This window comes from Nocardia arseniciresistens, from assembly GCF_046764875.1.
Lineage (GTDB): Bacteria > Actinomycetota > Actinomycetes > Mycobacteriales > Mycobacteriaceae > Nocardia > Nocardia arseniciresistens.
Window position 1 is genome coordinate 119,869 of sequence record NZ_JBKORD010000021.1, and the last position, 21,117, is coordinate 140,985.

22 protein-coding genes are annotated in these 21,117 nt (G+C 65.2%); 8 read left to right on the forward strand and 14 right to left on the reverse strand.

What is annotated here, in order from left to right; translation table 11 throughout:
- Positions 1-68: 68 nt before the first annotated feature.
- From ACLMAJ_RS32515 to ACLMAJ_RS32525, 3 genes are read right to left on the reverse strand one after another with little or no spacing between them, the layout of a single operon-like run.
- A complete protein-coding gene (locus ACLMAJ_RS32515) occupies positions 69-908 on the reverse strand; it encodes a DUF72 domain-containing protein (RefSeq protein ID WP_412017703.1) in 840 nt (279 codons plus the stop codon).
- Between the two features lie 10 nt (positions 909-918).
- Entirely contained in the window at positions 919-1,782 is an 864-nt protein-coding gene (locus ACLMAJ_RS32520) for a Sir2 family NAD-dependent protein deacetylase (protein ID WP_412017704.1), read from the reverse strand.
- 20 nt (positions 1,783-1,802) lie between these two features.
- Positions 1,803-2,651 carry an alpha/beta fold hydrolase gene (locus ACLMAJ_RS32525; RefSeq protein WP_412017705.1) on the reverse strand — a complete coding sequence of 283 codons (849 nt, stop codon included), beginning with the start codon at positions 2,649-2,651 and terminating at the stop codon, positions 1,803-1,805.
- A gap of 66 nt (positions 2,652-2,717) precedes the next feature.
- On the opposite strand from ACLMAJ_RS32525, the gene ACLMAJ_RS32530 reads away from it, so the two are divergent.
- Positions 2,718-3,290 (forward strand): TetR/AcrR family transcriptional regulator, encoded by a 573-nt coding sequence (locus ACLMAJ_RS32530; protein WP_412017706.1) that lies wholly within the window; start codon positions 2,718-2,720, stop codon positions 3,288-3,290.
- Here the strand turns inward: ACLMAJ_RS32530 and ACLMAJ_RS32535 are convergent, their stop codons facing one another.
- Both ACLMAJ_RS32535 and ACLMAJ_RS32540 read right to left on the reverse strand, forming a co-directional pair.
- The gene (locus tag ACLMAJ_RS32535; RefSeq protein ID WP_412017707.1) at positions 3,291-4,097 is read right to left on the reverse strand and encodes a DUF8020 domain-containing protein; all 807 of its coding nucleotides are present in this window, start codon (positions 4,095-4,097) and stop codon (positions 3,291-3,293) included.
- Positions 4,098-4,345: 248 nt separating this feature from the next.
- Complete coding sequence (locus ACLMAJ_RS32540; protein WP_412017708.1) at positions 4,346-5,803, reverse strand: MFS transporter; 1,458 nt, start codon at positions 5,801-5,803, stop codon at positions 4,346-4,348.
- A gap of 53 nt (positions 5,804-5,856) precedes the next feature.
- On the opposite strand from ACLMAJ_RS32540, the gene ACLMAJ_RS32545 reads away from it, so the two are divergent.
- Positions 5,857-6,564 (forward strand): TetR/AcrR family transcriptional regulator C-terminal domain-containing protein, encoded by a 708-nt coding sequence (locus ACLMAJ_RS32545; RefSeq protein WP_412017709.1) that lies wholly within the window; start codon positions 5,857-5,859, stop codon positions 6,562-6,564.
- 14 nt (positions 6,565-6,578) lie between these two features.
- On the opposite strand, the gene ACLMAJ_RS32550 is transcribed toward ACLMAJ_RS32545, so the two are convergent.
- Entirely contained in the window at positions 6,579-7,619 is a 1,041-nt protein-coding gene (locus ACLMAJ_RS32550) for a serine hydrolase domain-containing protein (RefSeq protein WP_412017710.1), read from the reverse strand.
- Between the two features lie 304 nt (positions 7,620-7,923).
- Between ACLMAJ_RS32550 and ACLMAJ_RS32555 the strand changes: the two genes are divergently transcribed.
- From ACLMAJ_RS32555 to ACLMAJ_RS32570, 4 genes are all read left to right on the forward strand, one after another.
- Positions 7,924-8,340, forward strand: a complete 417-nt coding sequence (locus ACLMAJ_RS32555) for a nuclear transport factor 2 family protein (RefSeq protein ID WP_412017711.1) — start codon at positions 7,924-7,926, stop codon at positions 8,338-8,340.
- Positions 8,341-8,464: 124 nt separating this feature from the next.
- Positions 8,465-9,559 carry an LLM class flavin-dependent oxidoreductase gene (locus ACLMAJ_RS32560; RefSeq protein ID WP_412017712.1) on the forward strand — a complete coding sequence of 365 codons (1,095 nt, stop codon included), beginning with the start codon at positions 8,465-8,467 and terminating at the stop codon, positions 9,557-9,559.
- A gap of 118 nt (positions 9,560-9,677) precedes the next feature.
- Positions 9,678-10,226: a YceI family protein gene (locus ACLMAJ_RS32565; protein ID WP_412017713.1), complete on the forward strand. Its 549-nt coding sequence runs from the start codon at positions 9,678-9,680 to the stop codon at positions 10,224-10,226.
- A 239-nt stretch (positions 10,227-10,465) separates the two neighbouring features.
- A complete protein-coding gene (locus tag ACLMAJ_RS32570; RefSeq protein WP_412017714.1) occupies positions 10,466-11,686 on the forward strand; it encodes a L,D-transpeptidase in 1,221 nt (406 codons plus the stop codon).
- A gap of 15 nt (positions 11,687-11,701) precedes the next feature.
- On the opposite strand, the gene ACLMAJ_RS32575 is transcribed toward ACLMAJ_RS32570, so the two are convergent.
- Positions 11,702-12,847 carry a helix-turn-helix domain-containing protein gene (locus tag ACLMAJ_RS32575; RefSeq protein ID WP_412017715.1) on the reverse strand — a complete coding sequence of 382 codons (1,146 nt, stop codon included), beginning with the start codon at positions 12,845-12,847 and terminating at the stop codon, positions 11,702-11,704.
- On the opposite strand from ACLMAJ_RS32575, the gene ACLMAJ_RS32580 reads away from it, so the two are divergent.
- Positions 12,846-13,331 carry a nuclear transport factor 2 family protein gene (locus tag ACLMAJ_RS32580; RefSeq protein WP_412017716.1) on the forward strand — a complete coding sequence of 162 codons (486 nt, stop codon included), beginning with the start codon at positions 12,846-12,848 and terminating at the stop codon, positions 13,329-13,331. The genes ACLMAJ_RS32575 and ACLMAJ_RS32580 overlap by 2 nt on opposite strands.
- 259 nt (positions 13,332-13,590) lie before the next feature.
- Here ACLMAJ_RS32580 and ACLMAJ_RS32585 read toward each other — a convergent pair whose 3' ends face one another.
- The 6 genes from ACLMAJ_RS32585 to ACLMAJ_RS32610 all read right to left on the reverse strand — a co-directional run bounded on the left by ACLMAJ_RS32585 (position 13,591) and on the right by ACLMAJ_RS32610 (position 19,310).
- Positions 13,591-13,974 (reverse strand): Rv3235 family protein, encoded by a 384-nt coding sequence (locus ACLMAJ_RS32585; protein WP_412017717.1) that lies wholly within the window; start codon positions 13,972-13,974, stop codon positions 13,591-13,593.
- Positions 13,975-14,362: 388 nt separating this feature from the next.
- Positions 14,363-15,529 carry an ROK family protein gene (locus ACLMAJ_RS32590; protein ID WP_412017718.1) on the reverse strand — a complete coding sequence of 389 codons (1,167 nt, stop codon included), beginning with the start codon at positions 15,527-15,529 and terminating at the stop codon, positions 14,363-14,365.
- Positions 15,530-15,556: 27 nt separating this feature from the next.
- Complete coding sequence (locus ACLMAJ_RS32595; RefSeq protein ID WP_412017719.1) at positions 15,557-16,975, reverse strand: sugar ABC transporter permease; 1,419 nt, start codon at positions 16,973-16,975, stop codon at positions 15,557-15,559.
- A gap of 17 nt (positions 16,976-16,992) precedes the next feature.
- The gene (locus tag ACLMAJ_RS32600; RefSeq protein WP_412017720.1) at positions 16,993-17,766 is read right to left on the reverse strand and encodes an ATP-binding cassette domain-containing protein; all 774 of its coding nucleotides are present in this window, start codon (positions 17,764-17,766) and stop codon (positions 16,993-16,995) included.
- A gap of 11 nt (positions 17,767-17,777) precedes the next feature.
- Entirely contained in the window at positions 17,778-18,947 is a 1,170-nt protein-coding gene (locus ACLMAJ_RS32605; RefSeq protein ID WP_412017721.1) for a sugar ABC transporter substrate-binding protein, read from the reverse strand.
- Between the two features lie 114 nt (positions 18,948-19,061).
- Positions 19,062-19,310 carry a hypothetical protein gene (locus ACLMAJ_RS32610; protein ID WP_412017722.1) on the reverse strand — a complete coding sequence of 83 codons (249 nt, stop codon included), beginning with the start codon at positions 19,308-19,310 and terminating at the stop codon, positions 19,062-19,064.
- Positions 19,311-19,335: 25 nt separating this feature from the next.
- Between ACLMAJ_RS32610 and ACLMAJ_RS32615 the strand changes: the two genes are divergently transcribed.
- Positions 19,336-19,788 carry a hypothetical protein gene (locus ACLMAJ_RS32615; protein WP_412017723.1) on the forward strand — a complete coding sequence of 151 codons (453 nt, stop codon included), beginning with the start codon at positions 19,336-19,338 and terminating at the stop codon, positions 19,786-19,788.
- 19 nt (positions 19,789-19,807) lie between these two features.
- Here the strand turns inward: ACLMAJ_RS32615 and ACLMAJ_RS32620 are convergent, their stop codons facing one another.
- A complete protein-coding gene (locus ACLMAJ_RS32620; protein WP_412017724.1) occupies positions 19,808-21,100 on the reverse strand; it encodes a diguanylate cyclase domain-containing protein in 1,293 nt (430 codons plus the stop codon).
- Positions 21,101-21,117: the final 17 nt, after the last annotated feature.

Here is a 21,117-nt window from a genome sequence, read left to right on the forward strand (position 1 = left end):
CCGAGATCGTGCGCTACCTCAGCAGACACGGCTCGGATCGCTTTCAACGAAGGCTGACAGAATCGCCGTCAGAACAGGGTCATCGGTTCGGTCGGCTGCGGCTCGGGCAATGGTTCCAATTGCGGGAGCCTGCCCCTGGCCTCGTCGTAGAACCGGCGGGCGAGGTCCAAAGAGCTCGCGTTGTCGGGGGTATGAATGAAGACCGTCGGTGATCGACCCTCGCGCAACCATTCGGCGACCGTATCGAGCCATGGCTGCCAGCCTTCGATCGTGCGTTGCGACGCATCACGGCCGTGGTATCGAACGATCGGGAATTCGGTGAGTGCGCGCATGCGGCGCGGGAGACGTGGCTTCTTCGACCGCGCCTCGTATTCGGCGGGGCTGGTCGAGGGGCCGTCGAAAAGTATCGTCGTGTCGAACGGTATCCACTCCGCGTCGACGCGGGCGAGCACGCTCTCCAGTTGCCTTGCGGCCGAGCTGTTCTCGAAGAACGCCGGATGCCGGACCTCGACGGCGGACCGATACGACTTCGGGAGCCTGCGCAGGAATACCGCGAGCGCCCCGAGATCGGTCGGGCCGAAAGAACCTGGCAGCTGCACCCACAGTGCGTGTGCGCTCGGCCCGAGCGGCTCGATAGCGTCCAGATAGGTGCGCATCTGCTGATCGACACCGGCCAGCCGGTGTTCGTGGGTGACCGTCTTCGGCAATTTGACCACGAACCGAAAGTCGGGGCCGATCTGCTCGGCCCACGCCGCCACCGTCCGCCGCTGCGGCGTCGCATAGAACGTGGTGTTGCCCTCCACCGCGTTGCACCACTGCGCGTACGAGCGCAATTTCTGTCCTGCGACCGGCTGCCGATCCTGCCAAGCGGCGTGCGTCCACATCGCACATCCCACGTGAAGCCGCATGCCTTCGACGCTAACCCAGGCCACCGACAGCGGCCAACGTGTCCGTCAGCCTGGTCAGCGTGGCGGAGCATCCCGCATCGATGGTGAGCGCGGCGAACTCGTCGCCCCTGGTCTTACCTCGATTGATGATCACAACGGACCGTGCGTGTTTCGATGCGTGGCGTACGAAGCGCAGGCCGGACATGACAGTGAGCGAGGAACCCGCGACCAGCAGAACCTCGGCGTCGTCGACGAGGTCGAAGGCCGCCGCGACACGGTCCCTCGGTACGTTTTCGCCGAAGTACACGATGTCGGGTTTGAGCATGCCGCCGCAGCGTTCGCAGTCGACCATGCGGAAGTTGTCGGTATCGGTGATCACCGCGTCGGCGTCGGGCGCGACCTCGACACCACTGGCCTTCGCATCGGCAGCGAACCCCAGATTCGCGGCTTCCAGTCGCTCGGCGAGCCTCATACGGGAGATGAGGGCCGCGCAGCCGAGACAGCGCACGCGCGCATAGGTGCCGTGCAGGTCGATCACTCGACGGTGGCCCGCCTTGGTGTGCAGCAGATCGACATTCTGGGTGATCAACCCGGTGACGATGCCGAGGGTCTCCAGCCGGGCCAGCGCGCGATGCCCCGCATTGGGACGGGAGGCATCCATCGCGCGCCAGCCGATGTGATTGCGCGCCCAATACCGCTGCCGGAACACCGGATCACCGACGAACTGCTGGTAGGTCATGGGATTGCGGGCCGGTGAGGTGGGGCCGCGGTAGTCAGGAATGCCGCTGTCGGTCGAGACCCCGGCACCTGTCAACACCGCCACCCTGCGGCCGATCAGCAGCTCGAGCAGCCGGTCGAAGTCCGCGTCGATGCGGGGTTGCGAGATCACCGACATGAAAGCCAGGGTACGGCGGCTCAGACCGCGTCGGTCCGCTGGTTGGTCAGAAATGCCGCCATCGCCGCGCCCACGGCTTCCGGCCGATCGAGCATCGACAGGACGTAGGCGTCCTCGATCTCCACGAGCCTGCCCTTGGGCAGCAGCTGCGCGAGGCGAGGGCCGTGTTCCTTCGGCATCACCTTTCCGGCCGAAGACCACAGCACCAGCGCGTGTCCGGAAAAGTGCCGCAACGCCTCGGTATTGGCGATCAGCTCCGGCGCGTGGAAGTCCGACTCGACGTATTTCAGCAGGTCTCGCCGAATCGCCTTGTCGCGAAGCGCGGGTTCGGTCCAACCGTGCACCAGATCGTCGGGCAGCGGCTTACGAGCCATCTGCCCCATCAGCAGCGGCGAGTTGCGCAGAAATCGGATCCGCAACTGCCGCATCGCAAGTGCGATCCCGCCGGGTATCGCCGCCGCGATGGCGACCATCTTTCCCGGCAGTCCCGGCGGGAAATTGTCGAATGCCTCGCATGGCAGCGCGATCAGTCTGCCGACGCGCTGATCGAGACCGTATGCGGTGAGGAACAGTCCTCCGCCCCAATCACTGTGCACCAGTGTCACTTCGCTCAGCTCGAGCGCGTCCAGGAAGTCGGCGATGATCTGATTCAGTCCACGCAGGGAGAGGTCGGTGTCAGGGTTCATCGGGGTCGCATGGGCTCCGAGTGGCAGATCGGGCAGCACGTAGCGAAATCCGCTCGGCAGCAGGTCGATCACTTCGTCCCACACGGTGTGGTTCATCAAAAGGCCGTGCAGAAGCACCACCGGCGGGCCTTCGCCACGCTCGACATAGTGGATCCGACCGGCGGCAATATCGACTTCCGGCATACCCGCACCTCCGCTGGAGTGATCGCTCTAGAGCATTTGCTCTAGTCTTACGGGGTGGCCGAGACGATGTCAACCAGCACCAAGGAACGGATATGCACGGCGATGGCGGAGCTGATGCGCACGCAGGGATACGGCGCGACCACCGTGAAGCAGGTGAGCGAGCTGGCGAAGGCACCGATGGGTTCGCTCTATCACCATTTCCCACAGGGCAAACAGCAGATCGCCGCCGAAGCGCTACGAGCTGCGGGCGCGGCCTATATCCAGCTGCTGCCGTTGCTGATGGATCCGCACGACGATCTGCGCGAGGCGGTGTCGGCCGCCTTCGCCGATGCCGCGGAGCAGATGGAACAGGCCGGTTGGATCAATATGTGCCCTGTCGTCACGGTCGCGGGCGAAATCGCGGACAGCGAGCCCGCGCTGCGTACGGTGGCCGCCGAGATCCTCGACTCGTGGATCGTTCAGGGAACCGAGTACTTCGTGCACCGCGGCTTGGCGGCCGGCCAGGCGCGGCGGTTCACGCTGACATTCCTGAGCGCGCTGGAAGGCGCCTTCATCCTCAGCCGCACCCTGCGCTCGACCGAGCCCCTGCGCGCGGCAGGGGCGGCCGTGGCATTTCAGCTGGTGAACAGCACGGTATAGCTAGCGCGGCTGCTCAGGGGTCTGCACCGCCTGAGTCGGCAGCGGCTGGACCTGCTTCGGCTTGTCCGCCCAATGGGTCGTGCCTTCCGCGGCCATCATCGTGCTGACGAGATCCACACCTGCGGCAATCAAGACCGGACCACCGACGATGATGGTTCCGATGATTCCGCCGATGCCCGCACCGGTGAGGAACCCGCCGATGCAGCCCGCGACAATGGTGATCACACAACCGATGGTCGCCCCGACGGCGGTGCCGACGAAACCGCCGATCGCGGTGGCAAGCCCGAACTGGCTGGCGAATTGATTCCTGGCACGCTCGTCCTCGATCATGGACGCCACCGGCTTGGCGGCCACCGGCTGAGTGATGGCGAGCCCCTGCGGCTTCTGCGGCGTCAACTCCAGCACCGTGCCGTCTTTCCGCACGGCCGGTGCGACCGGAATTCCGGTCGCGGCGATGCGGAAGTCGAGCGGCAATGTCAGCACAGTGCGGCCGGCGGTGTCCTCGAGATCGACCACATCGACCACATCGGCGACGTCGGCGGCCTTGCCCGCAGAGTCGACGAGTTGGCCGTCCCGCTCGACCAATCGGCCGTCGCCGCCTGCGGCAAGCACCCCGGCCAGCGCCTTGGACAGCTCGAAGGTGCCGCCCTTCACGGTGGTGACGACGGCCTTGTCCACCAGTTTCACCGAGTAGGCGATGTCTGGTTGGGTGGGTTGCGCGGCGGGTTCGGCGTGGACGACGCCGGTGCCTAGGGTGACGGCGCCGATGAAGAGAACGGCTGCCGCAGTGCTGTCGCAAAGCCTCATTCGTATTCCATTTCGTCATCAGGGCAATTTGTCTGCCGTGTCCGCACATCGACGCTCGAAACTGTTCCGCACACGCGATACTCCCCGAACAACTATGCCGATACGCACAACGAGGAGGCAGAGGGAGCATAGCCGAGCGGCCACCGAGATGCGAGTGGCTATTCCCCAGAGAACGCTGTGGCAGCATATCGATTCCCGGTGTCGGCCAGTGCCATTCGTCGAACAACAACACTGGCCGTCGCACCGTCTTACGCGATCGTGGCCGTCTGCGACTTCTCCGCCGGCTTCGCCGTGCGCGACCGCAGCAGCACCAGACCGAGCAGTGCGGCGGCGACGCTGAAGCCCGCGCTGATCCACGCGCCGGTGGACATGGCGGTCGCGAACGCCGTCTTCGCCGGTTCGGTATAGCCGAGTTGGAAAGCGGCGCCGATGGATTCACGCGCGGCGTCGGGAGCATCGGCAGGCATGTTCGAGGTGAACACGCCCGCGAGAACGCTGCCGAGGATCGCGATACTGATCGCCATGCCGACCTGTTGCAGAGTGTCGTTCATGGCCGAGCCGACGCCGGCGTGCTCGAGCGGGATGGCGCTCATGATGGCGGCGTATGCGGCAGGACCGGCGAGGCCGCCGCCGATACCCATCACCAACATGCTGGCGAGGACGGCGAAGTACCCGGCGCCCAGCGCCAGGATGCCGAAAGCCGCACCCATGACCAGCAGACCGGAGACGATGAGCGTCTTGTTGCTCAGCTTCTGCCCCAGCGTCGCGCCGAGACCGTTGAAGACCGCCGCGGCCATGGCGTACGGCAGCAGCGCCAGACCCGCCTTCATCGGCCCGTAGCCGAGCACGAACTGCAGGTACTGGGTGAGCATCAGCATCAGCGCGCCCATGCCGAACACCATCAGCAACAGGGTGAGCGCGGTACCGGTGAAGTCGCGATTACGGAAGACCGCCAGCGGCAGCATCGGGTGTTCGGATCGGCTCTCCCAGACGGCGAACGCGATGAACGACGCGATCGCGAGCACGATCATTCCGATGTTCCACTCACGCTCGATGATCACGTAGACCGTCGAGCCGAGCGCGGTGACCGAAAGCACCACACCGACCAGGTCGACAGGGCGCTGTTCCCCCTTGGATTCGGGCATCAGCACCATCGCGGCGACGATCGCCAGTGCCGCGACCGGGATATTGAGCAGGAACACCGAGCCCCACCAATAGTGTTGCAGCAGAAAGCCACCCAGTGTCGGGCCGAGCACGATGCCGACCATCGAGACGGTGGACCACGCGGCCATCGCCTTGCGCCGCTCGTCTTCGGCGAAGGTCGTCATCAGGATGGAAAGCGTCGACGGCATCAGCAGCGAGCCGCCGACACCCATCGCCGCACGCGCCGCGACAACCTGCCACGGCTCGGAGGCCAGCACGGCGAACAGGGAGGCCGCGCCGAACACCGCGAGACCGATGATCAGCATTCGGCGCCTGCCGAACCGGTCGGAAAGGCTGCCCGAGGTGAGCAGCAAACCGGCGAAGACGAGGACATAGGCGTCAAGGATCCACTGCACGTCCGACGGTGAGGCGCCGAGTTCGCGGATGAGTGACGGGATAGCGATATTGAGCACGGTGCCGTCGATCATCAGCACCAGCAAGGACAGACAGAGGACCCCCAGGATCCACCAACGGCGAGGGTCGCGTACAACGTTCGGTTCCACTCGCACACCGTACGATAGAATCGAACGGTGTGCGAGGGAATTAAACTGAGCCTATGACCAAGCAGTTCACCTCGGTGTGGACCCGCGAACCCCGCCACCCGAAGACGGCCGGGCTGCGCCGCGATCAGATCGTCTCCGCCGCGTTGGAACTACTCGACGCCGAGGGGATGGAGTCATTGAGCATGCGCAAACTCGGCGCCAAACTCGACGCCGGCGCGACCAGCCTCTACTGGCACGTCGCGAACAAGGACGAACTGCTGGAACTGGTCCTCGACGAGATCTGGGGCATGGTGGACACCCCGGAGCCCGACGAAGCCTCGTGGCGCGAAGTAGTAACGACCTTCTCCTACAGCCTGCGCGCCACCATGCTCGCTCACCCGTGGGTACCGCCGATGGCGGTCCAGATGCCGAGCATCGGCCCGAACTCGTTCAGGATGGGCGACCGACTGCGCCGCACCTTCATCCGCGCAGGCTTCACCGGCCTCGACACCCATCTCGCGACCAGCACGGTGATGAGTTACGTGATCGGACAGGTCATTCCGCAGACCACGGCGGCCGAGGCCTTCGACCGCGAGTCCGACTCCGAGCGGGTGATGGCCATGATGGATCAGGTCGGCCGCGATTACCCCGAGATGATGGAGGACTATCGCAACACGATCCCGACCGATCCCGGCGTCGCCCACGCCATGGCCTTCGACTTCGGCCTGCTTTGTGTGATGGACGGCCTCGAAGCGCGGCTGCGCACCTCACCGAAGCCATGAGACGAGCCGTCGAGCTAGCCGCAGAGGGCGATATCGACGAGTTCGTTCATCTCGGCCTGGAATACGCCCAACCCGAGTAAGACGGTGAGCTGGTTCGTACTGACCGTCACCGCGCGGTCGGCGGTCGCGGCACCGAAGACGAGGAAACCGTTCATAGCGCCGCCATGACTCCAGGTCTCCATACCGCAGCTGTTGACGCGACGGAACAGGCCGAGACCGACCTCGTCGGGTCGGCGCGGATCGTTGGTCGCGACCGTGTGCAGCAGCTCGGCCTGCTCGGCGGGTGGCAGCAGTCGTCCGGACAGCAAGGCCATGAAAAACTGGTTCAAGTCGGCACCGGTGGACACCAGGGCGCCGTCGGACAGGCCCCAGCCGGGGTCGATATCGGTGATGTCGACGAGGGTGCCGCCGAAGCTGTGATACCCGTGTGGATGCGGTTTCCGAATCACGTTCTCCGCGGGGAACAAGGGCCAGTAGGTATCGCGGAGCCCGAGCGGCACCAGGATTCGGCGGGTAACTTCGATCCCGATCGGGGAACCCGTGACCTGCTCGATCAGCTTGCCCGCCAACAGATAATTGGTGTTGGAGTAGCTGAAGTCCGAGCCGGGTGCGAATTCCGACGGCCGGTCGAGACCGATCCGGATCAGCTCGTCGGCCGGACGGGGCCGGCGTAGGGAGTCGACGGACTCGAGGTCCACGTAGTTGAGGTAGTCGGGGATGCCGCTGGTGTGCTGCAATAGATTTCGGACCGTGATCACGGCGCCGTCACCACCGGGACCGAAGACCTGACCCGGGAGATACCGATCCAGTGGCGCGTCGAGTTCCACGCGATGTTCGGCTACCAGTTGCAGCACGACCGTCGCGACGAATGTCTTCGTATTGCTGGCGATCCGCACCTGCGCGTCATCGGGGAAGGCCGCGCCGGTCGACCTATCGCCGACACCGCTGTTGACCTGGGTGTCGATGCCGTTCTCGGTGAGCACCAACTGCGCACCGGGAACCAACGAGTCTCGGACCAGCCCGTCCAGACCTGCCCGCATCCCCTCGGTACGCATCGGCGCAGGTTCCGAATCGGCGCTCGACGCTGTTGGAGCCAGTGGCGAAACCAAAACTGCGACGACCGAGAACGCCGTCAGGGCAAACCGTCTCATCGGGCCTCATTCTGCTCTGCCCGTGACCGTCCCATAGGCGATCATTCGAGGCTCGAATCCAAGTAGTGCGCACGGGCATACCCACACGGAACTGCTTTGGTTCGAACCGACGCCGATATGCAACGACCGACGCCTCGTTCTCAGCGAAGAGCGGCCGGTTTCGGTGGATCGATGGCGAAGGCGCGCGACACCTCGATAGCGTTGGGCCATGCACTCGTTCCGGAAAGCCGTCGAAGCTGGTGACGCGGCGGCCATCGAAGCCCTTCTGGCCGACAATGTGGTCTTCACCAGCCCCGTAGCGTTCAAGCCTTATCCAGGCAAGGCCATCACCGCCGCCATCATCCGCGGCGTGTTGCGGGTTTTCGAGGACTTCCACTACGTCCGCGAGATCACCGACAGCAATGGACTCGACCATGCGTTGGTGTTCGAAGCGAAGATCGACGGCAAGCAACTCACCGGCTGCGACTTCATCCACGTGGACGCCGACGGCAAGATCGACGACCTCATGGTCATGATCCGCCCGCTGTCCGGGGCGAATGCGCTCGCCGCGGCCATGAGCGCCCAATTCGCCCGGATCCAGCAGGAGGCCACCGAGCAGATCCAGCGAGAGGCCGCGGGCGCCTGAGTCAGAATTCCGCGCTTGTGGCGTGGGTCGCATTTCCGTGCGATGGAATACCCGGCGTACGACACCTGTTCCATTGGTTGCCACATCCACCAAATGGATGTAAGACTTGGATCGAGGAGGTGTCGTGCAGTTCGGAATCTTCACGGTCGGGGACGTGACCACCGACCCGACCACCGGTCGGACGCCGACCGAGCATGAGCGCATCAAGGCGATGGTGACGATCGCACGCAAGGCCGAAGAGGTCGGCCTCGACGTGTTCGCCACCGGTGAGCACCACAACCCGCCATTCGTGCCCTCTTCTCCCACCACGATGCTCGGCTATATCGCCGCTCGGACCGAGCGGCTGCAACTGTCCACCGCAACCACGCTGATCACCACCAACGATCCGGTGAAAATCGCCGAGGACTTCGCCATGTTGCAGCACCTTGCCGACGGCAGGGTCGACCTGATGCTCGGACGCGGCAACACCGGGCCGGTCTACCCCTGGTTCGGCAAGGACATTCGCGAAGGCATTCCGCTCGCCACCGAGAATTACCATCTGCTGCACCGGCTTTGGCGCGAGGACGTGGTCGATTGGGAGGGCAGGTTCCGTACGCCGTTGCAGTCGTTCACCTCGACACCCCGCCCGCTCGACGGTGTACCGCCGTTCGTGTGGCACGGGTCGATTCGCAGCCCCGAAATCGCCGAGCAGGCCGCCTATTACGGCGACGGGTTCTTCGCCAACAATATTTTCTGGCCAAAGGAGCACTTCCAGCGGCTGATCGAGCTGTACCGGCGACGCTTCGAGCACTACGGTCACGGCTCCGCGGACCAGGCGATCGTCGGCCTCGGCGGACAGGTGTTCATGCGCAAGAACTCTCAGGACGCGGTGCGCGAGTTCCGGCCGTACTTCGACAACGCTCCCGTCTACGGGCACGGCCCCTCGCTGGAGGACTTCACCGAGCAGACGCCGCTGACCGTGGGCAGCCCACAGCAGGTCATCGACAAGACGTTGAACTTCCGCGAAACCTTCGGTGACTACCAGCGACAGCTGTTCCTCATGGACCACGCGGGTCTCCCCTTGGCCACCGTACTGGAGCAACTGGACCTGCTCGGCGAGGAAGTGGTCCCTGTGCTGCGCAAGGAATTCGCCGCGCTGCGCCCCGACCACGTTCCCTCGGCACCGACCCACGCCGATCTCGTCGCCGCCCGCCACACGGCCATGGAGGTCCCGAAGTGATTCGCGGAGGCGCCGCGAGCTGACCACCGGTGCAATGGCGCACCGATCTTCCAGCGTCAACCGCTGGACCCGTTGACACACCGCATTAATTGAACTATCAACTACACGAGGAGAGATCATGTCGACAAACACCGTCAATGCACTGACCACAGGCACCTGGGCCATCGACGCCGCCCACTCCACCCTCGGGTTCTCTGTTCGCCACCTGATGGTGAGCAAGATCCGCGGCCGTTTCGCCGATTTCTCCGGCAAGCTGGTCATCAATGAGGACGGCACCGCACAGGCCGACGCCGAGATCCGCGTCGCCTCGGTGACCACCGACAACGAGCAGCGCGACGGGCACCTGCGCACCGCGGACTTCTTCCACGCGGAGGACTTCCCCGTCGCCACGTTCTCCTCGACCGGCTTCCGCGTCAACGGTGACGATTTCGTGGTGGACGGCAACTTCACCATCCGCGGCGTCACCAAGCCGGTCACCCTCGATGTCGAATTCCTCGGCGTCAACCCGGGCATGGGCAACGGCCCTGTCGCGGGCTTCGAAGCCAAGACCGTCATCAACCGCCGCGACTTCGGTATCACCATCGATATGCCGCTGCCCGACGGCGGCGCCGTGATCGGCGACAAGATCACCCTCACCCTCGAGATCGAGGTCGGCCTGCAGAGCTGATCGCGTTCTCGAAAACGAAGCCGCTGCAACGGCTTCCGAATCGGCGCCGAGCCCCACCCGTGGAGCTCGGCGCCGATTGGCGTGCTGGCGGATCGGTAGCGTGTGCTCTGTGTGAACCAACTCACCGTCGATCCTTATCGGCAAAAGCAGTCCTCAACGGCCGGTAAACTAACTGCGGGGCGGGACAGTAACAACTAGATGGTGCGCCGCTGGAACGCACGGCGAAACATAGGAGATCCATGTCGAGTCGCCGCTTCCGATCGAGTGTCGCCGCAAGTGTTGTGCTGGTGACAGCTCTGGTCGTTGCCGCGTGTTCTTCGTCTACCTCGCAGCAGGCGACGGGTCCCGCCGACCCGCCGCCCGCCGCCATCACCGTCAGCCCGGGCGACGGTGAGAGCAAGGTCGACCCGCTCGGCCCGGTCCGGGTCAGTGCGGGTGACGGTCAACTGACCTCGGTGATCATGACCAACGAGCAGGGCAAGTCCGTCGAGGGAATCCTGACCCCCGATCAGACGGCCTGGAAACCCGCCGAGCCGCTCGGCTACGGCCACACCTACACGGTGACCGCCGAGGCGCTCACGATCACCGGCCGCGTCGGTCCGACAACCGCGACGTTCTCAACGTTGACCCCGCACAACCAGACCAAGGCCTATCTGACCACCACCGCAACCACCCCGTTGACCGACGGCGGCACCTTCGGCGTCGGCACCGTGATCGTCGCGCACTTCGACGAGGACATCCCCGACCGTGCCGCCGCGGAGAAACGCTTGGTTGTCACGACGACCCCGGCCGTCGAGGGCTCGTGGTATTGGGTCGACGACCGCAACGCGCACTGGCGTCCGCAGCAGTACTACGCGCCGGGGACCAAAGTCGGTGTCGCCGCGAACATCTTCGGCGCCGAGCTCGGCAAGGGGCTGTTCGGCCAGGAGGACAGCAAGACCACCTTCACCATCGGCCCGTCGCACGTTTCGATCGCCGACGACAACACCAAACAGGTTCAGGTCTTCGAAAACGGCAACCTGATCCGCAGCATGCCCACCTCGATGGGTATGGGCGGTAGCGAGGTCGTCGGCGGAAAGACGATCACCTTCTGGACCCAGCCCGGCGTCTACACCGTCATGTCCAAAGCCAACCCGGTGATCATGGACTCCTCGACCTTCGGGCTGCCCGTCAACTCCCGGCTCGGCTACAAAGAGTCCATCAACTGGGCGACCAAGATCAGCACCGACGGCATCTACTTGCACGAGCTGGCGTCGAGCGTATGGGCTCAGGGCAATACGAACACCTCGCACGGCTGCCTCAACCTCAGCCCCGCGAACGCTCAGTGGTTCTTCGGCTTCGCCCAGCAGGGCGACATCGTCGAGGTCCGCAATACCGGCGGCGCCCCGCTCGAGGTCTGGCAGAACGGCGACTGGGGTCTGCCGTGGGATCAGTGGCAAGAGGGCAGCGCGCTGCGCTGATATCCGCCGTTCGGGTCACCGAGGCCGATCGGAACCGGATTGTGAGCTGTAGTCGCGAATAGCCCGAGCGCAACCGTCATCGACGCTGGCACCACGGAAGGATGCCAGCGCAGCCGGGGTCGGGAAGAGGTGGCCGAGCCCGAACTGTCGCAGCCCGGCGATCGGTGCGCCGTAGTCGGTGACGATGTCGCCGAGGACGGCGGGAGCCACTGCCGCGCCGAGGCGGTCGGACACGATGGCCCGGACACCGTCCTCGAACGGATCCCAACCGCGTCCACCGAGGAATCGCTGTACTCGGTCGACCAGGTGGATGAGTCCTTCGATGCGAGGCAGATGGGCGATCAGGCGCGCATCGGTGGGTCCGTCCGCGCTGATCTCGATCACTCCTGGATCACCGTCGACAGTCACCGTCCTGCGGTAGAGCGTCGGCGTGACGTTCTCGACGCCGTGGATCGCGGCGCGGGCAAGGTGCGCGAGTCGTCGGTCGAGGTCTATGGGCTCGGTCAGCGGCACACGCAGGGCGAGGCCGCCGTCGACGACGAGGCGATCCGCGCGGCGGCGGCGTCGGCGCAGTTCGTACGGTGCGGATCGGAAGGTGGCGGTCATGACTCGATTGAACTGGCGGAGGCTGCCGAATCCGGCGGCGAAGGCGATATCGGTGATCGAAAGGTCGGTGTCGTCCAGTAGTCGCCGAGCGAAATGGGCCCGCCGGGATCGCGCCAGCTGATCGGGTGTCGCGCCGAGGTGTTCGTGGAACATCCGGCGCAGATGCCGCTCCGACACCGCGAGCCGAGCCGCGAGCGCCGACTCGTTGCCCACGTCGAGCGCGCCCTCGGCAATGAGATCGACAGCGCGACACACCAATTCGGATGTGCTCGTTGGTGTGCGCCCGGCACGATAGGGCCTGCATCGATGGCACGCGCGAAACCCCGCCGCCTCGGCGCCGGCCTGCGAGGCGAAGGACCGGACGTTCGAGGACAGCGGGCGTCCAGGACACGGCGGCAGGCAATAGATGCCTGTCGTGACAACGGCCTGAAACGCTCCCATCTCCGAAGTCTGCTCCCGGCGCGGTCCGACCGACCAGACATATTCGGACAGCCCTGCCATCGTGTCCGAATATGGCGAGATCGGCGGCCGCGCCCACCCCACGATTGGCCGCATGGACGCAATCACGAGCAAAGAGCTGGTCCTGCGGGCCTGGCGCGAATTCGCCACCCAGGACCCAGAGCGGATCGCCGCGGTATTCACCCCCGACACCGAATGGTTGGCCCCACCGAACAACGCCACCGCCCGTGCACTCGACGGCACCCATCACCTGATCGGCCGCGACCGCGTCGTGTACTTCCTGTCCACCGAATACCCTTCGGTCTTCGCGGCCGACCGAAAAGTGGACTTCACATCGATCACCGCCGACGCCACCACAGTCATAGTGGAGACCCGTATGCGAGCGACTTTGATGAATGGACGGCACTACGACAACGACTACTGCTTCATCTTCGAACTATCGGACGGTCTTATCCACCGGGTGCGCGAATACATGGACACGCGACGCGGTCAGGAGATGTTCGACGGCAGCGATCCGCAGGCCGACCTACGCGCCGCGCAGCACCCTTCAGCCGGTTCTGCCACCTCCTGGCGCGAGTAATGCGGGCAGCCACCGCCGGAACCAAGTGAGCTATCGACACATCGGACACGCGGCCGCCGGACAAATCCGCGGCCGCACATCCACCTCTCGGCACGGCCCCGACTCGGTCCCGCTCTTCAACAGCGCGGGGCTCCAATTGCGGCTAGCGTCGGCTGCGGAGCGACCACAACATCGGATCCGCCTCAGCCAACCGAGTTTTCGAACGAACCCCTTGCTGAGTACTACCGCAGGAGGCGTCTATCTCGGGATCGACTCACGATCAGAACAATCGCAGCACGCTCAAGCGCCAGCCCTTCGCGCGAGTGTGGGTGATACGGGCGGCCAGGGCGAAGTGCCGTGGACCGCGATTGTATGCGGCACACACCTCCGCGGCGGTCGCGTCGACCATGGTCACGTCTACTCGGGTCAGGACCGCAGCGCCCAGCGTTCGGCCGGGTGCCAGGTCGGCTCGCACCAGAGTTCGCACCGCGGCCACCACCGGAACTTCGGCGACGGCAGCGAGCTGCACGACCGGCCGGCGGTGATCGAGCACCTCGAGCGCGAGCCGCAGCGTTCGATCGACGAATGCCTTTGTCGCCGAATCTACTTCGAGGGCGGCCTGCCCCTCTGCCGATCTTCCGCCCGCGGTCCGACGTCCGCCCACCGGATCACCCGGGCGCGCATGACATATTCGCTCGCGCGGAGGTGGTGGCAACTCATCGAATTCCGTCGCGCGCCGAGATGGCCTGCACGGCCGCAAAGGCGGCTCACTCCGCGGCGCACGCGACAATGCCTGTGGATATCGATCCATCAAACAACCCCTGCCCCCTGGCCGCGCCCCCCGCGACCGAATCGCAATAGCATGGCACGGATCTCGATCCGAGTAAAGGTGCAGGTCAGTAAGCCAAGCGACCGCTCGGGCGAAGGCTCGACCTGACCCGCACATCTCGCCACCGGTCGGTGGATCCGCACGCCTTCTCCGAATCCGCGCTGTAGGCGTCCAACGGGTGCGAATCCATGGATAGGGCTCGGACGCGCTACGGATTTCGCCGTCAGACGGTGCCGAGCACCCCCTCGAATGCCGCTTCGGCCGCGCCGAGGAGCTTCAGATCGGCTCCAAGGGAGGACTTTTCGACTCGGACGCCGCCGATCGCGCGACTGACCATGCTGCGGCGGCGGACCTGGTCGGCGGCCCGCTCCACGACCGCGTCCGGTAGTGCGGTGAGCAGGTCGCCGAGAACTACGAGCTCGGGGCCGAGGATGTTGACCACATTCACCAAACCCAGTGCGAGCCAGTCGATGTACTCGTCGAGGCGGTGAACGGCAGCGGAATCACGTTCCAGCTCACGCAGTTCCGCGACAAGCGCGCCACGTGGGCTGTCCGCGGCGAGGCCGAGCGCTCGGGTCAGTGCCGCCTCGCCGATCTCGGTTTCCCAACAGCCTTCGTTGCCACAGCGGCACTTTCGCCCGCCCGGCCGTACCGTCATGTGGCCGATCTCGCCGAGATACCCAGCCGCACCGCGCAATAGCGCTCCCTGTGCGATAAGTCCCCCACCGACCCCGACGTCCGCCGAAACGAATACCGCGTCGGAGACCCCGCGACCTACGCCGCGCACATGTTCGGCAAGCGCACCGAATTCCGCGTCGTTGCCGACGACAACAGGCACCCCGAGCAGTGTGCTCATCCGCTCGCCGAGCGCGATGTCGATCCACCCGAGATCGGCCGCGTCGTGCACGTGGCCGTCGGACCGTCGCACCACCCCCGGCACCGAGATCCCGCCGGCGACAGGACGCAGACCCAGGTCGCTGGCCAGCAGCGCCGCGGATTCCGCGACGTGGGTCATCACCTCGTCCGACTCCCGTTGCCGCCCACGCAGATTCCAGCTGTCACGACCGAGGATCTGGCCGCCGAGCCCGATCAGTGCGATCCCCACATGCTCCACCTGCACGTCCACCGCAAGCACCACCACCGCTTGCGGCTGCGGCAGCACCAGCAGCGACGGCCTGCCCGCGCCGCGCGCGAGCCGAGGCACCCGCTCCTCCACCACACCGGTCTCGGCCAGACCGTCCACCAGCATCTTGATGGTGGAACGGTTGAGGCCGAGTTCCGTTGCCAGCGCCGCCCTGGTCGCCGGGCCATCGGCATGCAACCGGCGTAACAGGATTGCCCGGTTGACTCGTCGCAACTCGTCAGGGCGGGCGACGGCGGGACTGGTCATGCCGTCAGGGATACCATCACCCCGCGCTCAGCCTTCCGTCGTGGCCGCGCGTCGGCGTGTCAGCGCGTCGACCGTGGCGGCCAGCAACAGCACAAGTCCGGTGACGATGGCGACCACAGCGGCGGGTTGCTTGAGCAGACCGAGGCCATTGGCGACCACAGCGAGCACCGTGCCGCCGATCACCGCGTCGGCGACGCGACCCTTACCGCCGAACAGTGAAGTACCGCCGATCACCGCGGCTCCGACCGCGAACAGCAGGGTGTTGAGTCCGCCCGCCTGCGGATCGACCGAGCCGACCTTCGACGAGTAGACGATCGCGCCGATCGCCGCGCACGACGAGCACACCACGAAAACGCTCGCGCGAATCCGGGTGACGTCGATGCCCGCTCGACGCGCCGCTTCGCGATTGCCGCCGACCGCGTAGATGTGCCTGCCGTAGGTCGTCCTGTTGAGGACGTAGGTTCCTAGGACGAGCAGCACCAGAACGATCGGCACCACGTAAGGCACACCACGGATTTCGATGGCGTCATTGCGAGACCTGTTGATCGCGAGCAGGGCGGTGGCCACCGCCGCGAGCACGGTCAGCACCGAAACCTTGGCCACCACAAGAGGTGTCGGTTGAGTGACCAGACCGCGTCGCAGCCGCAGGATGTGTCTGCCGATGGTGAGTGCCGCGTATCCGCCTGCCCCGATAACGAACAACGCCCAACTGCCCACCGTCGACAAATTGCCGTTGGCCACCTGATCGAGCACCGTCGAGGAGCTGATCCCGAGCACACCGCCCTCGCCGATCAATTGCAGAATCACCCCTTGCCACGCCAAGAACAGCGCGAGGGTCACCACGAACGACGGCATGCCGATCTTGGCGATGAGGAACCCGGTGATGCAGCCGATCGCGGTGCCGACGCAGACCGCGAGCAGCATCTCGATCCATGGATTCGCCTCGAGGCCCGACAGTGTCAGCGCGAGCCCGAGCAGTGACACCGCAACGCCCGGCCAGATCCGCAGTAGCCCGGCGAGGACCGCCGCCAGTATGAGCATCGCGACGAAGATGATGAACACCGTCGAACCCATACCCGCGAGCAGGTTTCCATTCTCGACGTAGTGCATGGCCAGTACCGCGCCCGCGACGCCGGACGCGGTGCCCGCCGACAGGTCGATTTCACCGATCAGCAGCACGAACACGATGCCGATCGCGATGATCGTCTGCCCGGCACCCTGCGCGAGCAGGTTCGCGATGTTGTTGAGCGAGAAGAACACATCCGACAGCGCCGAAAACATGATGACGAGCGCGACAAGTCCGAGCAGCGCGGGCAGCGAACCGATATCGCCGCCGCGCAGCCTGGCCAGATACTCGCGAACCGCATCCGAGGTGGACTGTGTGGTGGTGTCGATCCCGAAGTCGGCCACCGCCGTTTTAGCGGGAACAGCGGAGGTATTGGTCATGTCGTTGTCTTTCTCGTTCACAAGACCGCGGATTCCGGTCGAGCCAGCCCCAGATCACCGGAGCGACCCGCGGTGATCAGTTCGACTACTTGACTGTGGGTGACATCCTTGGTGTGCACCTCGGCGGCCATCCGCCCCAGATACAGCACCGAGATACGGTCGGCGACCTCGAAAACGTCGGCCATGTTGTGGCTGATCAGCACCACGCCGAGACCCTTTTCGGCCAGCCGCCGGACGAGGTCGAGAACCTGCCGGGTCTGGGCGACACCGAGCGCGGCCGTCGGCTCGTCGAGCAGCACCACATTGCTGTTCCACAACACCGACTTCGCGATGGCGACCGTCTGCCGCTGCCCGCCGGACAGGGACGACACCGGGGTGCGCACCGATTTCACGGTGCGCACCGACAGCGATGCCAGCGTCTGCCGCGCCGCCTCCTCCATGCTCGCCTCGTCCAGCAGCCAGGCACGCCCGCGCTCCCGCCCGAGGAACATGTTCTGCACGATGTCGAGATTGTCGGCAAGCGCGAGATCCTGGTACACGACCTCGATTCCGAGCTCCGCCGCGTCCTTCGGGCCACGGATATGCACCGGCTCACCCCGGTACTTCACCGTCCCGGAGTCGAAAGCGTGAATGCCCGCAATGCATTTCACCAACGTGGACTTGCCTGCACCGTTGTCACCGACAAGGGCGGTGACCTCACCGGCAGGTGCCGTGAAATCGACATCGTGCAGGACGTGGACCGGTCCGAAACTTTTGTTGAGACCGGTGATCTGAAGAAGCGGCTCACTCATGGTCCGCGCCTTCAGGAGATGCCGAGCTCGGTGCAGGCCGCCGCCAGCTCGCCGCCGCAGATCTCCCGCGCCGAGACATACCCTTCGGCGACTACCCGCTTGACGTCGGGCCGGGTGATCAAGAACGGTTCCAGCAGAACCGATTTCACCTCCCGCTTACCTTTGGGATCCTGACTCACGTTCGTGGCGAGCCCATCCGCGGACGCCTTGTCGTTATTGGCGAGCGCGACAGCGAGCTTGGCCACGGCGTCGGCCTCCTGCTGAATCGGCTTGAACACGGTCATGTACTGGTCCCCACGCAGAATCGCCTTCAGCCCCTCGGCCGTCGCGTCCTGCCCGGTGACCGGCACCTTCCCATTGAGCCCGTTCTTCTTGAGCACCGTGATCACCGCACCGGCCAGGCCGTCGTTGGCTGCGACCACACCGTCGACCTTGCCCGCATTGGTGGTCAGGATCTGCTCGAAGAGCCTGCCGCCCTCCTGGTTGTTCCACCCGTCGATCGGCTGGCTCTGCACGAGCTTCAGCCCACCCGAGTCATACAGTGGCTGAAGCACTTTCCGCTGACCGTCGTGGAACAGGGTGGCGTTGTTGTCGGTCGGCGACCCCTCGATCTCGACGACCTGACCACCCCGCTTGTCCTTCAGCGCATCGGCCAACCCCTGGCCTTGCAGCTGCCCGACCCGTACGTTGTCGAACGAGACGTAGTAGTCCGACGACCCGCCGAGATTGAGCCGGTCGTAGTCGATCGTCGGAATACCGGCCTTCTTCGCCTTGGCCGCCACCGCACCGCCGACCTCGCTGTTGATCGACGCGATGATCAACACCTTCACCCCCTTGGCGATCATCCCGTCCGCCAAGGTCGTGAACTTCTGCACCTCGCCCTGAGCATTCTGCACATCGGCATCGAAGCCCTGTGCGCTCAACGCCTTTTCGAGCATCGGCTTGTCGAACCCTTCCCAGCGCGCCGAGGTGGCGGTTTCCGGAAGGATCACCCCGATGGTGCCGTTCTTGCCACCCGCGGTCTTCGTCTCGCTTGCTTTGTCATCACGAGAGGAGTTCGCACCGCAGGCAGTCAGCGCTAGAACTCCGACCAACCCCACCGCCAACGCCCCACGCCGCATCCCGACACGCGCCCATCCGTGTCCATTTTGTCCGAACAAGTCCTGGCTTTTAGCCCGCATCTGGAGGAACCTTCCTAGAACAACCGACGACCCGTCGGAAGGACTCCGGCACAGCGTCGAACTAATATGTTGTGGGCAACAACATATGCCGGAGCGTGACGGTTGGGGCGCCGATTAGATCACGATTCGGTAACAGTGGAATGCCGGCGGCGTGTCGCCGGTGACGCCTTCGTCCTGATCGAGATATTCGATCGGCGTAGTTCTACCAGCAGCGGTCGAGCCGGGGCGCCCCCGTTTCATCGGATAGGGCAGCGTTGCGGAATGCCGCAGACACACCGTGTTGCCCCAGCGCACCGCCGCGCGCAATCTTCGCCGGTCGCTGAAACGAATATCCCAGTGAGATCGACAGACCCAGAGGTTCATTCGTCGACACCATCGAGGAGTTTGCATGAAGCGCACCATCAGGAAGTTCGCCGGAGTGTTCGCGGCCGCGGCGGTGGCACCGGTCCTGCTAGCCGGTACCGCGCAGGCCGACGACGGGGGCGCCGTCTATTTCAGCAACGGCATCATGCAGTGCTCTATCACCGGCGACGGCGCTGTCGGATGCGATCTGACGGACTCCATGAAAATCCAATACTCGTTCCTGCCCGCCTTGTTGCCGGTGCGCAACATCGTGATCGACCAGTCGTGGCTGCCGGCCCACCCGTCCTTCGCCGGTGGTACGCCGCACACACTGCCGGGCGGCAACCCACCCCTTTCCGAGGTCAAGACAGGACAGGGCACATGGGGGGCGTTCATCGAACACGCGGGGGCGAGGTGTGAGTCCGGGTTCCACGGCAGCTTCAGCTGCCAGTCGAAGGGGCGTGGTTTCTCGACCTACAGCGGAATCATTACCGCCTGAGTCGAAGCCGGGCGTTTGCTTATGGCAGCTGGGAGCGCTGAGCCCGCCTCCGCGCTCCCCCTGCGGCCTTGTTCTGGTACATGGCGGTGTCTACGGCGTGCATCAACTCGTCGACCTCGGTCGGCCGGTCCTCGACAAAGACAGCGCCGATGCTGGCGCCGACGACAAGCGGACGTCCCTCGATCTGCATCGGCGCGGCGAGTGCGGCGAGTAGCAGATGGGAGGTGGTAGCCAATTCCTCCGCACCGGAACATTTTTCGATGAGCACGATGAATTCGTCGCCGCCGATTCTGGCGACGAGGCCGCCGACCGGCGCGACCGAGGCCTGTAGTCGCTGCGCGACATCGCGCAGCACGCGGTCGCCGACGGTGTGGCCCCACACGTCGTTGATCTCCTTGAAGCCGTCGAGATCCAGATAGCAAACACCCAACGGTGGAGTGGCGGTGGCCAACCTGTCGAAGAAGAGCACGCGGTTGGGCAGGTCGGTGAGACTGTCGTAGTTCGCGTCGTGCCACATGCGATCTGCGAGCAGTTTACGGTCGGTCACATCGACGGCGACGCCGATGAGGAAGCGGACCTGCCCACTGTGGTCGCGTACCGCGGACATCGACATGTCGATTCTCGCCAGGGTGCCGTCCGGTCGCATGTAGTCGGCCTCGAGGCGGAGGCGGTTGGTCGCTCCGCTGAGGATGCGCTCGAATTCCGCGAAGGCGCCCCCGATATTCTTCGGGCCGAGCAGCGCGGCCACCGAACGGCCAGGCATGTCGGCAGGCCGCCGACCGAGCATCTCGGCCATGGCCGCGTTCACGTCGAGCACTTTGCCGGTGACATCCATGGTGCCGATACCGACCGATGCACCCTCGAAGACCGCCTCGAATCTGGCCTCCGACAACTGTTGCCGCGCCTCGGCTTCCTGGGCAGCCGACAGTGTCGCGGCCAACATGGTTTCCTGTTCGTTGAGCGCCGCACTGCGCAGCTCCTTGGTAAACCCCGCGGCGAACTCGGCGGCGACGGCGATCGCCCGGTCACGGATCTGCTCGTAATCGGTTGCCGTCGGGCGGATCTCACCGACCATGTCGTGGCAGATCACCGGAATCGAACGGCTGACGGCCAGCGGGTCGCGATAGTTCGCGGCGACGAGCACCGCCGCGACGTCGTGGGCTACCGAGAGGTCGGCCGTCCCGCGCACCGCGGCGAAAAGCACCTCGGTCTGCTCGGCGAGCAACCCTTCGATCTGGGTTCGCGTGAGTGTCGGCGCCACCACGCCGTCGAGCGCGTCGGCCCATCGCACCGCCACCTCACGCACACCCACGCCACCAACCCCCTGCC